Raw genomic sequence first — 16,373 nt, forward strand, 5'->3', positions numbered from 1 at the left:
ATAGAACATGACCCTACAATTTCGGATTGAAAAAGACAGCATGGGCGAAGTGAAAGTCCCTGCCGATGCGCTTTACCAAGCACAAACTCAGCGTGCAGCAGATAACTTCGCGTTTAGCTCGCACAAGATGCCGACCAGTTTTATTCAAGCACTGGCGTTAATTAAACAGGCAGCGGCAGATACCAATGCTCAGTTAGGTTTACTAGAAGGTGATATTGCCAACGCGATAGCCGAAGCCAGCCAAGAGATAATTGAGGGCAAACATCTCGATCAATTCCCGATCGATGTTTACCAAACCGGTTCAGGTACCAGTTCCAACATGAATGCCAATGAAGTGATTGCTACGCTTGCTTCAAGAAGCTTGCAAGGCGACGTGAACCCCAATGATCACGTCAACATGGGCCAAAGCAGTAACGATGTGGTGCCAACCGCAATTCAAGTGAGCGTTGCTTTGATGGCAGAAAACAAGTTGTTGCCAGCACTAACTCACCTTTCTGAAGCACTTACCGTTAAACAGCAAGAGCTTGCTGAAGTAGTAAAAACAGGCCGTACTCACCTAATGGATGCAATGCCAATAACCTTTGCTCAAGAGCTAGGTGGCTGGAAGTTCCAGATAGAACACGCTAAGCAAGCAATAGAGAACACCCTGCCCGCTATCAAGGCTTTAGCACAAGGTGGTACTGCGGTTGGAACAGGGATCAATGCTGACCCACGCTTTGCCGATAAATTTGCGAGTAACCTGTCTCAATCAACAAAGATCAGTTTTAGCTCGAGTGAAAACTTCTTTTTTAACCTCAGCAGTCAAGACGCGATCGTTGCGCTTTCTGGGCAGCTCAAAACTGCAGCAGTTGCGATCATGAAGATCTCAAACGATCTTCGCTGGATGAACTCTGGGCCGTTGGCTGGCTTAGGGGAAATTGAATTGCAGGCGCTACAACCAGGCTCGTCTATCATGCCTGGCAAGGTAAACCCTGTGATTCCAGAAGCAGCGGCTATGGCGGCGGCGCAAGTCATTGGCAACGACACCACCATTACGGTGGCAGGCCAGTCAGGTAACTTCCAACTGAATGTGATGCTGCCAGTGATTGCTCATAACGTATTAGAAAGTATAGAGCTTTTAGCTAACAGTTCAGTCGCGCTAGCAGATAAAGCCATCGCGACCTTCACTGTGCGCCAAGATAACCTCGATTTAGCCTTGTCAAAGAACCCAATCCTAGTGACCGCACTTAACCCTGTGATTGGCTACTTGAAGGCGGCTGATATTGCCAAGAAAGCCTATAAAGAAGGTTTACCAATTCTGGATGTAGCAGAAAGAGAAACCGATCTTAGCCGAGAAGAGCTCAGTAAACTGCTTGATCCAACTACACTGACGCAAGGTGGTATTGCTGGTTAGTTATTGAATTAACAAGCGAATCGGCGTTCGCAAAAAAACAAAGACAAAAAAGGCCTCATCTGAGGCCTTTTCACTATCCGCTCACGAACGTACTAATCCGAACCTGTTAACCCAAACTAACTCACGCGATTCAATACCGCTCTGAGTTTTAACGGTTTCACTGGCTTGGCAATAAAGCTAAAGCTGTTGGCCTTGATCGCTGCCAACATGTCATCGGTTCTATCTGCACTGATGATGACACCTTCAAAAGAATCTCCAAGGCGCAAACGACACTGCTGCAATACTTCGAGACCCGTTCTGCCGTTATCCAGACGGTAATCAGAGAAAATGACATCTGGCAGCCAACCCTCATCTAGGCACTGCAAGCTTTCGACCAGATCAACCGCCGTCTTAACCTCACAACCCCAACGTCCAATCAGATTTTCCATGCCGACTAAGATTTCTCGTTCATTGTCGACACACAATATCTTGAGATGTTCGATGTCGCTGGTCGCCATTGGCGTCGAAGCTTGCACAACTGGAGCCACTTTTTCCGCTCTAGCCAAGGTGATGGAAAAGACACTGCCTTGACCCGGCCATGAGCGCATCGAAATTTGATGACCAAGCACATGAGCAATACCTTTCGAGATGGCTAACCCTAACCCCAATCCTTGATCGGCTCGTACTTGGCTGCCACGAGTAAACTCTTCGAAGATCTCTTGTTGCTTGTCTTCATCGATACCGGTTCCGTTATCCCACACATCGATTCGAACCTGTCCATTCACTCTTCTCGCACCCAGTACCACTTTCCCTTCCGGGTTATAGCGGAACGCATTGGTCAAAAAGTTCTGAATCACACGCCTTAACAGCTTAGGGTCTGAGTGAATAAACAATGACGATGGGATCATCTTAAACTCAATTTTCTGTTGTCTCGCTAAGGCACTAAATTCCGCATTTAAGTTGGTTAGCACATCGTGCACGGCAATCGCGTGAATGTTGGTTTCTAACTTTCCTGACTCCAATCGAGATATATCCAGCAAGTCACCAATCAAATCTTCTGCAGCACCAAGTGCACTCTCGATGTGAGATGACAGTTGCTTCACCTCTTGCTCTTTTGCTACCTCAGACAGTGACGAAGCAAACAAGCGTGCGGCGTTGAGCGGCTGCATCAAATCGTGGCTTACCGCGGCTAGAAAACGACTCTTAGATTGTGACTCTTGATCCGAAATCTGCGTGGCTTTTACCAAACGATGATTGAGTTTTTCGAGCTCTTGAGTTCGCTCATGCACTCTTGATTCCAAACTTTCATTGGCATCTTTTAGCGCTTGCTCTGCTTGTCGGAATACCGTGATATCGGTAAAGCTCATCACAAAGCCACCACTTGGCATTGGGTTACCTTGCACCTCAATTACTCGGCCATCAGGACGAATACGAGAAGAGGTGTGCCGAGTGCCTTGCTCAAGGTGATAAACACGACGGCGAACGTGATCTTCCGGGTCACCCGGGCCACACAAACCTTGCTCAGCATTGTGGCGAATTACATCGGAAATGGGTCGCCCAACCTGAATCAAGCCAGCAGGAAATTCAAACAGCTCTAAATAACGTTGATTCCACGCCACCAGCCTCATTTGTTTGTCGATTACTGCGATGCCTTGGCCAATATGTTCAATCGCGCCTTGCAGTAAACCACGGCTGAAATCGTACAGTTCCGAAGCTTCATCCACGATGGTCGCGACTTCTTCAAGCTGCATGTTTCTGCCCTGCAAAGCAGAAGTAAGTACTAACTTAGCAGACGACGCACCGAAGACACCAGCGAGCACGCGCTCTGCGTGTCGAATCAGACTGGCAGGCGCTTGTTGATTAGGAAGCAGCGGCTGACCGTGTTGTTGCCAATAGCTGTGTAAGGCACTTTTCGCACGCTTACGCCCCACAAAACGCGATGCCAACATCTCTAATTCAGCGACTGTCACACGGTTCTGATAGAGGCTGATATTCTCGTTCTCAGGCAGTGGTGTGCCAACAAATGCCGCTGATTGTAAGCGCTCACTTAGGCTTGGTCTGGTCGTCATCGAAACCACGGCATAGCACAAGGTATTGAGCACAATACTCAGCACAATTCCCCAGTTTGAGCTGCTGATATCCCAACTGCTGAGTAACTCTGGTGGCGTAATAATCCACAGCAAAAGGTTACTTTCACTATCACCCGCCAACATGCTGGTTTGGCTCATCAAGGTAATCAGCCAAATCAACGAACCAACCATTAAGCCGACATACACGCCCTTGCGGTTACCCGGACGCCAGTACAAACCACCGATAAGTGCGGGCGCGAATTGAGCAATCGCAGCAAAGGAAAGAAAGCCAATCGCTGACAGTGAATGGATGGTATCGAGCGCCTGATAAAACAGCCAAGCACCCAGTAACAGCAGTAAAATTAGCCCGCGGCGAATCACCAATAGCAGGCCAGAAAAATGTCGATGGGTTCTTTGGGTTAGACGCATACGGCGCAATAACAATGGCATCACTAAATCGTTCGACACCATGATCGCCAAGGCGATGGTCGACACTATCACCATGCCACTTGCCGCAGACGTACCACCAAGGAAAGCCAGCAAAGCAATGTGATTAGCGCCTTCTGCCATTGGCACGCTGATCACGTAGGTATCCGCTGGCATGCCAGTAAGTAGCCCTTGCCCTGCCCAAGCAATTGGCAGCACGAACAGTCCCATCAAAATCAGGTAAAGCGGAAACAACCAACGAGCGGTATGCAGGTCTTGAGGACGCTCGTTCTCTACCACCATGGTATGGAATTGTCGCGGCAGACAGACAATCGCCAACATGGTCAAAACGGTATGAATAATTAAGGTCGGAATATTCGGTGATTCGTAGGTGGAAGCCGCTACATCAAGCAGGTCGATTTTGTCGCTGCTCATCGCCAGATACATGATGAACAGGCCAACAATCAAGAATGCCGCGAGCTTAACGATGGATTCAAACGCCACCGCCATCATCATGCCACGGTGATGCTCTGTGTTATCAATATGCCTTGTACCAAACAGCATGGTAAAAATGGCCAAAGCACCGACCACAAACCAAGACACATGATAGTCCTGATAACCAAAGTCAGCCGCTAGGTTGGGCGCAACAATATCCAACCCCATGGTTATACCACGCAGTTGCAGAGCGATATAAGGAAGGATACCGACCACGGCGATAACCGTCACAGCCACCGCTAATCCCTGAGATTTTCCGTAGCGAGCCGCTATAAAGTCGGCAATGGAGGTGATGTGTTCCCGCTTCGCAATCAGGATCAGCCGCGCCAAGATCCGCCAGCCTAGTGTAAAGACCAGAATCGGGGCGAGGTAAATGGGTAAAAAAGACCAAGGGTTATTACTCGCCTGCCCGACCGTTCCATAGAAGGTCCAAGAGGTACAATACACGGCAATCGAAAGGCTATAGATCCACGGACGCCAACGCGATAGCCAACGAACCTGCCTGTCTCCATACCAAGCGATCAGAAATAACACGCCCAAGTAGGCTAAAGAGACTGGAATTACTATCCATCCTTGCATTGAAAACCCTTTTCTCATCCATAAAAAAACCTCTCCATAAGGGAGAGGTTTCATTTAACTAAGGATGGGTGATTAACTCAATCGCATCGCTTAAATTCTGTGCTTTAGACTCTAATTATCAGCATTTGCTGTGAGATTCTGACTGTTCCGAATCTGATTGATTAATCTCAACCACTGAACTTCTTTCATCCAACTTAATGAACAGAGCAAGTGCACCCATTGCAGCCATACCCCAGAAGATATTTGCGCCCCAAAGCTCATAACCCCAACCACTTAAGGTAGTCATTAATGCAATAAAGGCACCTAATGGAATCGCGTTATACAGGGCTTGTAGCGCAACCATCTTGTTTTGTTCTTCAGATTGGATGTATTGAATCGCGGCGATGTGTGCCATGGCAAAGGTCACACCGTGCAGTAGCTGTACCATAACCAGAGCGAAAATCGCCGTGGTTGATGCGGTAATACCCCAACGCGCCATCACCCCAATAGCTGCGACAACAAACAAAGTACGCAGTGACCAGCCTGAGAATAATCGCTTACTCAGAGCAAATACGGCCACTTCAGCAACAACACCTAAACTCCACAAGTAACCGATGATCGCTTCTGAGTGACCCGCTTCTTTCCAATAAATCGCACTAAAACTGTAGTAAGCCGCATGACTACCTTGCAGCAGCGCCATCAAGGCTAAAAATTTTACCACTGACGACTCACGCAGCAGTTCACCTAGTTTTGGTCGCGCCGCTTGTTGCTCAGATTGCGTTACTGGCATCACGTTAGGATTTCTCATAGCCAGCATCAATGACAACAACACGCCCGCAAGTGCAGTATACAAAATCATGTCGGTGCCAAATTGTGCCACCAAATAGCCAACTACCGTTGAGCCTGCGATAAAGGCAATTGAGCCCCAAAGGCGAGTTCGGCCGTAGTCGAGCATTTTCAAACGACTGTAATGGTTAGCCATCGCATCAGAAAGAGGAATGATCGGCCCACAACAGAGGTTAAACAGTACCGTTGCCAACAACATCAGTACAAAACTGCCACCGGTGAAGAAGTGGAAACCGACAAACAGCAGCGCAGCGAAACTCAAACAGCGTAGCGCTGGCATCAAGTGTTCCACTTTATGGATACGCGGCGTAATCACTAGGTTAGCCACACAACGAGTCGCAAAGCCGATACCAATCAATACACCAATATCACCAGCAGACACGCCTTGGTCTTCAAACCACAACGCCCAAAATGGCAAATACACGCCATACGCAAAAAAGAAACCAAGAAAATACTGAGAGATCCAGCCATAGGGTGAAGGGCTAAACATAAATGACCTATAAAGTGTGCGGAAAAAGGCAGCACCAATTATGCCTATCTCGCATACGATGAAAAAGGGAATTATTACTGGGATAGTATTCCCATATTCAATGGGTCTGGATATCGCATTTCAACAAGAGATTTCACGCTCATCGATACCCATACTCGCATTTAGACTAAAGTCGTCTGGAGCTTCGCTGGTATTTTGTCAGACTGATTAAAGACTCCCATTTCTTCTTGTGATGCTTATGCCTGACAAATTTAATATGCAGCACCCGCCCTTCGATAGTCTGTCCGACACCGAACAGTTGAAGCTTCGCTCTTCATTAGACGTGGTGTATTACCGATCCCAAGAAGTGATACTGGAAGCTGAAAGGCCGAGCCGACACCTGCACATTTTGATCAAAGGGGCAGTTGAAGAGCGCGCGAGCAGTGATGGCGAGATTTACGCACACTATGCCAATGACGATATTTTTGATGTCCGCAGCCAGTTTGAACCTCACACCAAACACCAATATATCGCACTCGAAGATACATTAAGTTATCTGCTGCCCACCGATATTTTTCTTGAGCTTTACCACGCCAATGGCCAATTCGCTGCCTACTTTGATAGCAACCTATCAACACGAAAAGCTTTGATAGAAGCCGCCCAGCAGCAGCAAAATCTTGCCGAGTTTATATTGACCAAAGTGGATGACTCTATCTATCACCCACCACTGATACTTAAACCAAACCAACCGATCAACCAAGTCACTCAAACCCTTAAAGAACAAGGGTTAGACTCGGCTCTAGTTCATTTGGAACATGATGATCCAAAAGCTTTTGGATCATCATGTTCCTTACCATATGGAATCGTCACTCGAACCAATTTATTGCATGCTGTGATGCTCGATAATTTCCCACTGGATGCGCCTGTCGGTGAGATAGCAACGTTTCCGGTGATGCACGTGAACCAAGGCGATTTCTTATTTAACGCCATGATTACCATGACCAGAAATCGAGTAAAAAGGTTGATGGTTTGTGATGGTAAAAATGCGGTCGGCATGGTGGATATGACACAGATCCTCAGTGCATTCTCCACACACTCCCACGTTCTTACTTTGCGTATTGCGCGCGCCACCAGCGTTGAAGAATTGGCAATGGCATCCAACAAACAACGTCAACTGGTCGAGAGCTTGCTCAGTAATGGGATTCGCACACGCTTTATCATGGAGCTGATTTCTGCGGTCAACGAACAGATCATAGAGAAGGCTTTTGAGTTGGTGATCCCACCGGCACTGCATAATCATTGCTGCTTAATCGTGTTGGGTTCCGAAGGCCGCGGGGAACAAATTCTCAAAACCGATCAAGACAACGCACTAATAATTCAAGATGGTTTGGAGTGGCATCAATGCCAAGGTGCCATGAACGACCTCACCCATACCCTTCAACAATTGGGTTACCCAATGTGCCCGGGCAACGTGATGGTCAACAATCCGAAATGGGTGCATTCAGAACAAGAGTGGAAACAAACCCTCACCCATTGGGTAAAAAAAGCCACGCCAGACACCGTGATGGATATCGCGATCATGGCAGATGCACACGCAGTGGCGGGGAATAGAGAGTTATTAAAACCAGTCAAACAGCACCTCAGTGATTTGATGCTCGGACAAGAATTGATTCTGACGGAGTTCTGCCGCCCTGCCCTTAACTTCTCAGTTCCCCTGACCCTGTTTGGTAATGTGAAGCAATCCAAGTCAGGGCTCGATATAAAACAAGGCGGTATTTTCCCTATCGTGCATGGTGTGAGAGCGCTTTGCCTAGAGCATGGTGTCACCGTAAACAATACCTTCGAGCGCATTGAACAATTGGTCAGCAAGAAGGTGTTAGAGCAAAGCACCGCCGATAATCTCAGTGAAGCGCTCAAGCAATTCTTTAAGTGGCGCTTAGCCCAAAGGCTTTCTCAGCAGCACAGCAGCAACAAGATTAACGTCAAACTGATGGAGCGAGCAGACAGGGATCTGCTTCGTCATAGCCTGCACGTAGTAAAGAAATTCAAACAATGGCTCGGCTACCACTATCAGATACGGGATTAGGCGATTGAACGATGAATAGGTTGGTTCGCTATTACTGGCATCACAAGCTCAAAGGCTCTCTCTATCAGCCTCTGTTTACTGCGCCTATTGATCATGAATATGTATCGCTCGATTGTGAAACCACCAGCCTAGACCCCAATCAGGCAGAATTAGTTACTATTGCCGCGACCAAGATCATCGGTAACCGAATCATTACCAGCCAACCTTTTGAAGTCCGGTTGCGCGCCCCGCAATCGCTCGATTGCAATTCAATAAAAATCCACCGCATTCGTCATCAAGATCTAAAACACGGCATCGAAGAAAAGCAGGCTTTAATCGAGCTACTGAACTTCATTGGAAATCGTCCTTTAGTCGGCTACCACATCCGCTATGACAAAAAAATTCTCGACCGCGCCTGTTTAAAACAGCTTGGATTTCCACTGCCTAACCGATTAGTCGAAGTGAGCCAACTCTATCAAGACAAACTTGAAAGACAGCTGCCCAATGCCTATTTTGATCTCAGCATGGATGCCATCTGTCGCCAGCTCGATTTACCCATCCTGGTCAATAAACATGATGCATTACAAGACGCTATCTCCGCTGCGCTGATCTTTGTTCGCCTGAAACATGGTGACCTACCCCGTTTCAACTCTTCTTATTCTTAATTCAACCACTGGCGCTTCACATAGAGAGCAACATCTCAAAAATGAACTTAACTCGCTATTTTGTAAGTGAAAAGCAGCGTCTCATCCTAAAGTCTAATTGTGGAAATCGCCGTCCTAGCCGAGAGTGATAACACAAAGACGGTTCTGTAATAGACCTAGAAACTGAACACAAAGGAAGTTGCCAGTTCATTAGGAATGTAGGCACAAGGAGAGATGCAATGAGTGAAGCCCACGTTTATCCGGTAAAAGAAAATATTAAATCAACCACACACGCGGATAATGACACTTACCTAGCCATGTACCAGCAATCTGTTTCTGACCCTGAAGGTTTTTGGGGTGAACACGGAAAAATCGTTGATTGGATCAAACCTTTCACACAAGTAAAAAACACCTCTTTCGACCCTGGCCACATTGATATTCGCTGGTTTGAAGATGGCACGCTTAACGTTTCGGCTAACTGTATCGACCGCCACCTTGCTGAGCGCGGTGATGAAGTCGCTATCATCTGGGAAGGCGATGACCCGGCTGATGACAAAACTCTAACTTTTAATGAACTACATAAAGAAGTGTGCCTGTTTTCAAATGCTCTAAAAGAGCAAGGCGTACGCAAAGGTGATGTGGTTTGTTTATACATGCCAATGGTGCCAGAAGCGGCAGTAGCCATGCTGGCGTGTACCCGTATCGGTGCAGTTCACACGGTCGTATTTGGTGGTTTCTCACCAGAAGCACTGTCTGGTCGTATTATCGATTCAAATTCTAAAGTCGTTATCACTGCCGATGAAGGCGTGCGTGGCGGCCGTGCGGTTCCACTGAAAAAGAATGTCGACGAAGCGCTGACGAATCCTGAAGTGAAAAACATCGAAAAGGTTGTTGTATTCAAACGCACTGGCGGTGATGTTGCATGGCACGAACACCGCGATGTGTGGTGGCACGATGCTATTGCTAATGTATCTGAAGATTGCCCACCAGAAGAGATGAACGCAGAAGATCCACTATTCATCCTTTATACTTCAGGCTCAACAGGTAAACCTAAAGGCGTTATGCACACTACAGGTGGCTACCTTGTTTATGCAGCGATGACCTTCAAATACGTGTTCGATTACCAAGAAGGCGAAACTTTCTGGTGTACAGCGGATGTGGGTTGGATTACTGGCCACACATACCTTGTTTACGGACCGCTTGCTAATGGCGCAAAAACGATTCTGTTTGAAGGCGTACCAAATTACCCGAACACCAGCCGCATGAGTGAAGTGGTCGATAAGCACCAAGTTAATATTCTTTATACGGCGCCAACGGCTATTCGTGCACTGATGGCGAAAGGCAATGAAGCCGTTGAAGGTACTTCTCGTGACAGCCTAAGAATCATGGGCTCAGTGGGTGAACCTATCAACCCAGAGGCGTGGGAGTGGTATTACAAAACAATCGGCAATGAGCAGTCTCCAATTGTTGATACATGGTGGCAAACGGAAACGGGCGGTATCTTAATTGCACCGCTACCGGGCGCAACAGACCTGAAACCGGGCTCTGCAACTCGTCCATTCTTCGGTGTGCAACCGGCGCTGGTTGATAACATGGGTAACATCATTGAGGGTGCAACAGACGGCAACCTAGTGATTCTTGATTCTTGGCCAGGCCAAATGCGTACCGTTCATGGCGATCATGACCGCTTCGAACAGACTTACTTCTCGACCTTTAAAGGCATGTACTTTACCAGTGATGGCGCTCGTCGTGATGAAGACGGTTACTACTGGATTACGGGTCGTGTCGATGACGTGCTTAACGTATCAGGTCACCGTATGGGGACCGCTGAGATTGAATCGGCTCTAGTAGCGTTCGATAAGATTGCTGAGGCTGCGATTGTAGGTATCCCTCATGATATTAAAGGCCAAGCGATTTACGCTTACATCACGCTGAATGATGGTGAGTTCCCAACTGCAGAGCTTCATAAAGAAGTGAAAGACTGGGTACGTAAAGAGATTGGCCCAATTGCAACGCCAGATGTACTGCACTGGACCGACTCTCTACCAAAAACTCGTTCGGGTAAAATCATGCGTCGTATCCTGCGTAAAATCGCGACTGGCGATACAGGTAACCTAGGTGATACCTCGACACTAGCCGACCCAAGCGTGGTTGATAAGCTGATTGCCGAGAAAGCAGAACTGGCATAAGCAACCAGTCACGGCAGCTAATCACTGTTTAAAACAGCAATTTCTAAACCGTCACCTATGTGGCGGTTTTTTTATGGCTGATCTTGATCTCAAATATCCCGCCCCAAATTAAGGCTAAGACGCTTTTTTGTTAAGTTGGTAACAATTCCAAGCTGTATCAATAGGAGATTAGACCAGTAAATTGCTGCGATTTGCGCTGAATTAGCTATAATCTGGTTCTAATTTTTAAATTTGGGTTTTTCTCACTAGAAATTAACCGCAAATTTTCAATAAAATGGCAACATTCACGTTCGTAAACACGATAAAGGAAGATAGCCCCACGATGTCTACAAAGTTTCGCATTCTAGTTTTAAATGGCCCAAACCTTAACCTGTTAGGCCTTAGAGAGCCTGCACACTACGGTTCTCAAACACTTGACCAGATTATTAGCTCACTGACCGAGCAAGCGAAAGCACACGATGTTGAGCTATCTCACTTACAGTCAAATCGTGAGTATGAACTGATTGAAGCGATCCATAGTGCTTATCAAAATGTTGATTTTATTATTATCAACCCAGCAGCCTTTACACATACCAGTGTGGCACTGCGTGATGCACTACTTGGCGTTGCCATCCCGTTTATTGAGGTTCATCTATCGAATGTTCACACACGTGAACCATTCCGTCACCACTCTTACCTATCTGATAAAGCAGAAGGTGTGATTTGTGGCTTAGGTGCCCAAGGTTATCAATTTGCTTTGACCGCTGCGCTCAGCAAGCTCAACTCAAAGTAAACATAAACAACGAACTATTACTAACCTACTCAGTCATAGAGTAAGTTCAATTAACAGATAAAGAGAAAGAAACAATGGATATTCGCAAAATCAAAAAGCTAATCGAATTGGTTGAAGAGTCTGGTATTTCTGAGCTAGAAATCTCTGAAGGTGAAGAGTCAGTACGAATCAGTCGTAACAGCACTGCACCTGTAGCACCTGTTCAATATGCAGCTGCTCCAGCACCTGTAGCGGCAGCAGCTCCTGCGGCGGTACCTGTAGCAGCAGAAGCAGCGGCTCCTGCAGTTCCAGCTGGTCACCAAGTTCTTTCTCCAATGGTTGGTACTTTTTACGGCGCTCCAAGCCCAGACGCAAAACCATTCGTTAAAGTTGGTCAATCTGTAACGGCTGGCGAAACGCTATGTATCGTTGAAGCAATGAAGATGATGAACCAAATCGAAGCTGATAAATCTGGTGTTGTAACAGCTATCCTAGTTGAAGACGGTCAACCAGTAGAATTCGATCAAGCTCTAGTAATTATCGAATAATAGAGAGCACTCATTATGTTAGATAAATTAGTAATCGCGAACCGTGGTGAGATTGCACTACGTATTCTGCGTGCATGTAAAGAGCTTGGCATTAAAACGGTAGCGGTTCACTCAACTGCTGACCGTGATCTTAAGCACGTACTGCTTGCAGACGAAACCATTTGTATCGGTCCAGCTCGTGGTATCGATAGCTACCTAAATATCCCTCGTATCATCAGCGCAGCTGAAGTGACAGGTGCAGTAGCTGTTCACCCTGGCTACGGCTTCCTATCTGAAAATGCAGACTTTGCAGAACAGGTAGAGCGCAGTGGCTTTATCTTCGTTGGCCCTAAAGCTGAAACCATTCGCATGATGGGTGACAAAGTGTCAGCTATCACGTCAATGAAAAAAGCTGGCGTACCTTGTGTACCAGGTTCTGACGGCCCTCTTGACGACGACGAAGCAAAAAACAAAGCGCACGCTAAGCGCATTGGCTTCCCAGTTATCATCAAAGCATCTGGCGGCGGCGGCGGTCGTGGTATGCGTGTTGTTCGTTCTGAAGCAGAACTAACAGAAGCTATCGCGATGACTCGTGCTGAAGCAAAAGCATGTTTCAACAACGACATGGTTTACATGGAGAAATTCCTAGAAAACCCACGTCACATTGAAGTACAAGTGCTTGCAGATGGCCAAGGCAATGCTATCCACCTAGGTGAACGTGACTGTTCAATGCAGCGTCGTCACCAGAAAGTTGTGGAAGAAGCGCCAGCTCCAGGTATCACTGAAGAGATGCGTAAGTACATCGGCGAACGCTGTACTCGTGCATGTATTGAGATCGGTTACCGCGGTGCAGGTACATTTGAATTCCTATACGAGAACGGTGAGTTCTACTTCATCGAGATGAACACTCGTATCCAGGTTGAACACACGATTACTGAAATGGTAACGGGTATCGACCTAGTGAAAGAACAGCTACGTATTGCAGCTGGTCAGCCTCTATCATTCACTCAGGATGACATTAAGCTGCGCGGCCACTCAATCGAATGTCGTATCAATGCGGAAGATCCAGTTCGTTTCCTACCTTCACCAGGTAAGATTGAACGTTTCCACGCACCAGGCGGCATGGGCGTACGTTGGGAATCTCACATCTACACAGGTTACACAGTGCCACCACACTACGATTCAATGATTGGTAAGCTGATCACTTACGGTGAGAACCGTGATGTTGCTATCGCTCGTATGAAGAACGCATTGGGTGAAATGATTGTTGAAGGTATTAACGTTAATACCGAGCTTCAACTGTCTATTATGAACGACGAAAACTTCCAACACGGTGGTGCAAACATCCACTACCTTGAGAAGAAACTTGGTTTGTCATAATCCGTTCGTTTAAGAACAGTCAAAATGCTCACTTCGGTGAGCATTTTTGTTTTTAAGCCGCCGAAAAAATCAATCTTTAACCCCCATTATATTCCGTGGGGTTTTGGTGAATTTGCTCATATTTTCTGCTAGACTCGCCATCCAATTTTTCTCATATAGAAGATGCAGCCATGCCTTGGATTCAAATCAAGCTTAATGCTACCAATGAAAATGCTGAACAAATCGGCGACATGTTAATGGAAGAGACTGGTGCTCTTTCTGTAACTTTCCTGGATGCACAAGATACCCCTGTATTTGAGCCTCTGCCGGGCGAAACTCGCCTTTGGGGTGATACTGACATTCTCGCGCTTTACGACGCTGAGACTGATACTGGTGTCGTTCTAGCGCAGATTAAAGCAAGCAACATGTTCCCTGCAGACTTTGCTCATAAAGTAGAGCAAATTGAAGACAAGGATTGGGAACGTGAATGGATGGACAACTTCCACCCAATGAAGTTTGGTGAGCGTTTATGGATCTGCCCTAGCTGGCGCGATATCCCTGAAGCTGACGCTGTTAACGTAATGCTAGACCCAGGCCTTGCATTTGGTACAGGTACTCACCCGACAACGGCATTGTGTCTTGAGTGGCTTGAAGGCTTAGACCTTGCAGGCAAAACCGTGATCGACTTCGGTTGTGGCTCAGGCATCCTAGCGATCGCTGCGATCAAACTAGGCGCGGCAAAAGTTATCGGGATCGACATTGATCCTCAAGCTCTGCTTGCATCAAAAGACAACGCACAACGCAATGGCGTTGCTGAGCAACTAGAGGTGTTCTTGCCACAAGATCAACCGGAAGGTTTGCTAGCAGACGTTGTTGTAGCCAACATTCTTGCAGGTCCATTACGCGACCTTTCTGGCATCATCAAAGGCCTAGTTAAGCCAAATGGTGTACTTGCGATGTCGGGTGTTTTAGATACACAAGCAGAAGATGTTGCGACTTATTATCGTGATGAGCTTCACATTGATCCGATCATCGAACAACAAGAATGGTGTCGAATCTCAGGTCGCAAGCAAGGCTAGACAAGACTTTGGGCGCTAATTGACTGAAATTTAAACAAATTACAAAAACAAATTGTAAATGCTCAAATATTAGTCTTTTCACGCAGCGAAAAAATGCGTAAAATGCGCGCCCTTGCTGGTACAGAACTGTGATGACATTTTTTGAAAATCGGAAATTATCAACTTAAGAACAATCTAATCGTCGCTCCTATGGCTGGCGTAACGGATAGACCATTCCGTGAGTTGTGTCTTCGCTACGGTGCGGGGATGGCAGTCAGTGAAATGATGTCCTCCAATCCGAAAGTTTGGAAAACGTCAAAGTCTCAGCAGCGTATGGTACATGAAGGCGAATCGGGCATTCGTTCAGTACAAATCGCTGGTGCAGATCCACAGCTTATGGCCGAGGCTGCTCAATTTAATGTCGATAACGGTGCGCAAATCATCGATATCAACATGGGTTGTCCAGCCAAAAAAGTGAATAAGAAGCTTGCGGGCTCAGCCTTACTACAGCATCCAGAACTCATTGAAGACATTCTGAAAGCGGTGGTAAATGCTGTCGACGTTCCAGTAACGTTGAAAACGCGCACAGGCTGGGATACAGACAATAGAAACTGTGTCCAAATCGCGAAAATAGCCGAAGACTGCGGCATACAAGCTCTTGCGCTCCATGGAAGAACTCGCGCTTGTATGTACAAAGGTGAGGCAGAATACAAACACATTAAAGCAGCGAAACAAGCAGTATCTATTCCGGTTATCGCTAACGGTGATATCGATAGTCCGGAAAAAGCGAAGTTTGTGCTGGAGTACACTGGCGCTGATGCTTTAATGATAGGTCGACCTGCCCAAGGACGTCCTTGGATTTTTAACGAAATCCTACACTATTTGGAAAACGGCACCACGATGGACCCACTCCCGATTTCGGAAGTGAAAGACATCATGCTTGGTCATGTGCACGCTCTACATGAATTTTATGGAGAGTTTTTAGGCCCTCGCATCGCTCGTAAGCATGTGGGTTGGTATCTAAAAGAACATGAACAAGCGAGTGAGTTTCGCCGTACCTTCAACGCATTCGAAGCAGGTGATCTGCAGCTTGAAGCGCTAGAAGGTTTTTTTGATAACGTTGCACCATAATTACGAGAAGAGCTAGACCGAATATGTTCGAACAAAATCTGACTTCAGAAGCATTGACAGTAACTACAGTTACATCACAAGACCAAATCACGCAGAAGCCACTACGTGACTCAGTTAAAGCATCATTGAAAAATTACCTTGCTCAATTAAACGGTCAAGAAGTCAGCGAGTTATACGAATTAGTATTAGCTGAAGTTGAACAGCCACTACTAGACACTATCATGCAGTACACTCGCGGTAACCAAACTCGCGCAGCAACCATGATGGGTATTAACCGCGGTACTCTTCGCAAGAAACTTAAAAAATACGGCATGAACTAATATAGTTAGTTAGCTTGTTGAATTTAAAAGGCTTAATCAGACATGGTTAAGCCTTTTCTCTTTTTAGTAACACACATAGTTACACACAAGAAAA

General features: G+C 46.7%; 12 protein-coding genes. 10 read left to right on the forward strand and 2 right to left on the reverse strand.

The features are described from left to right. Positions 1 to 7: 7 nt before the first annotated feature. A complete protein-coding gene (locus AB6E85_RS20305; RefSeq protein ID WP_122082763.1) occupies positions 8 to 1,393 on the forward strand; it encodes a lyase family protein in 1,386 nt (461 codons plus the stop codon). 116 nt (positions 1,394 to 1,509) lie between these two features. Here AB6E85_RS20305 and AB6E85_RS20310 read toward each other — a convergent pair whose 3' ends face one another. Further along, positions 1,510 to 4,941 (reverse strand): PAS domain-containing hybrid sensor histidine kinase/response regulator, encoded by a 3,432-nt coding sequence (locus AB6E85_RS20310; RefSeq protein WP_061039573.1) that lies wholly within the window; start codon positions 4,939 to 4,941, stop codon positions 1,510 to 1,512. A 118-nt stretch (positions 4,942 to 5,059) separates the two neighbouring features. Beyond that, positions 5,060 to 6,256, reverse strand: a complete 1,197-nt coding sequence (locus tag AB6E85_RS20315; protein ID WP_372143943.1) for a 3-phenylpropionate MFS transporter — start codon at positions 6,254 to 6,256, stop codon at positions 5,060 to 5,062. 232 nt (positions 6,257 to 6,488) lie between these two features. Between AB6E85_RS20315 and AB6E85_RS20320 the strand changes: the two genes are divergently transcribed. The 9 genes from AB6E85_RS20320 (at position 6,489) to fis (ending at position 16,279) form a co-directional block, all read left to right on the forward strand. Further along, positions 6,489 to 8,321 carry a DUF294 nucleotidyltransferase-like domain-containing protein gene (locus tag AB6E85_RS20320; RefSeq protein WP_372143972.1) on the forward strand — a complete coding sequence of 611 codons (1,833 nt, stop codon included), beginning with the start codon at positions 6,489 to 6,491 and terminating at the stop codon, positions 8,319 to 8,321. A gap of 11 nt (positions 8,322 to 8,332) precedes the next feature. Next, a complete protein-coding gene (locus AB6E85_RS20325) occupies positions 8,333 to 8,965 on the forward strand; it encodes a 3'-5' exonuclease (RefSeq protein ID WP_372143945.1) in 633 nt (210 codons plus the stop codon). A gap of 218 nt (positions 8,966 to 9,183) precedes the next feature. After that, complete coding sequence (acs, locus tag AB6E85_RS20330) at positions 9,184 to 11,133, forward strand: acetate--CoA ligase (RefSeq protein WP_050647083.1); 1,950 nt, start codon at positions 9,184 to 9,186, stop codon at positions 11,131 to 11,133. 322 nt (positions 11,134 to 11,455) lie between these two features. Beyond that, positions 11,456 to 11,905 (forward strand): type II 3-dehydroquinate dehydratase, encoded by a 450-nt coding sequence (gene aroQ, locus AB6E85_RS20335; protein ID WP_372143947.1) that lies wholly within the window; start codon positions 11,456 to 11,458, stop codon positions 11,903 to 11,905. Positions 11,906 to 11,979: 74 nt separating this feature from the next. Next, complete coding sequence (accB, locus tag AB6E85_RS20340; RefSeq protein ID WP_248369331.1) at positions 11,980 to 12,432, forward strand: acetyl-CoA carboxylase biotin carboxyl carrier protein; 453 nt, start codon at positions 11,980 to 11,982, stop codon at positions 12,430 to 12,432. A gap of 15 nt (positions 12,433 to 12,447) precedes the next feature. After that, positions 12,448 to 13,791 carry an acetyl-CoA carboxylase biotin carboxylase subunit gene (gene accC, locus AB6E85_RS20345; protein WP_017062706.1) on the forward strand — a complete coding sequence of 448 codons (1,344 nt, stop codon included), beginning with the start codon at positions 12,448 to 12,450 and terminating at the stop codon, positions 13,789 to 13,791. A 170-nt stretch (positions 13,792 to 13,961) separates the two neighbouring features. After that, positions 13,962 to 14,849 carry a 50S ribosomal protein L11 methyltransferase gene (gene prmA, locus AB6E85_RS20350; protein ID WP_372143949.1) on the forward strand — a complete coding sequence of 296 codons (888 nt, stop codon included), beginning with the start codon at positions 13,962 to 13,964 and terminating at the stop codon, positions 14,847 to 14,849. A 141-nt stretch (positions 14,850 to 14,990) separates the two neighbouring features. Beyond that, entirely contained in the window at positions 14,991 to 15,959 is a 969-nt protein-coding gene (gene dusB / locus AB6E85_RS20355) for a tRNA dihydrouridine synthase DusB (RefSeq protein WP_032546269.1), read from the forward strand. 23 nt (positions 15,960 to 15,982) lie between these two features. Further along, positions 15,983 to 16,279, forward strand: coding sequence for a DNA-binding transcriptional regulator Fis (gene fis, locus AB6E85_RS20360; protein ID WP_004729744.1), 297 nt, complete (start codon positions 15,983 to 15,985; stop codon positions 16,277 to 16,279). Positions 16,280 to 16,373: the final 94 nt, after the last annotated feature.

It is taken from the genome of Vibrio sp. 10N.247.311.51 (assembly GCF_041467855.1).
GTDB classification, from domain to species: Bacteria; Pseudomonadota; Gammaproteobacteria; order Enterobacterales; family Vibrionaceae; genus Vibrio; species Vibrio coralliirubri.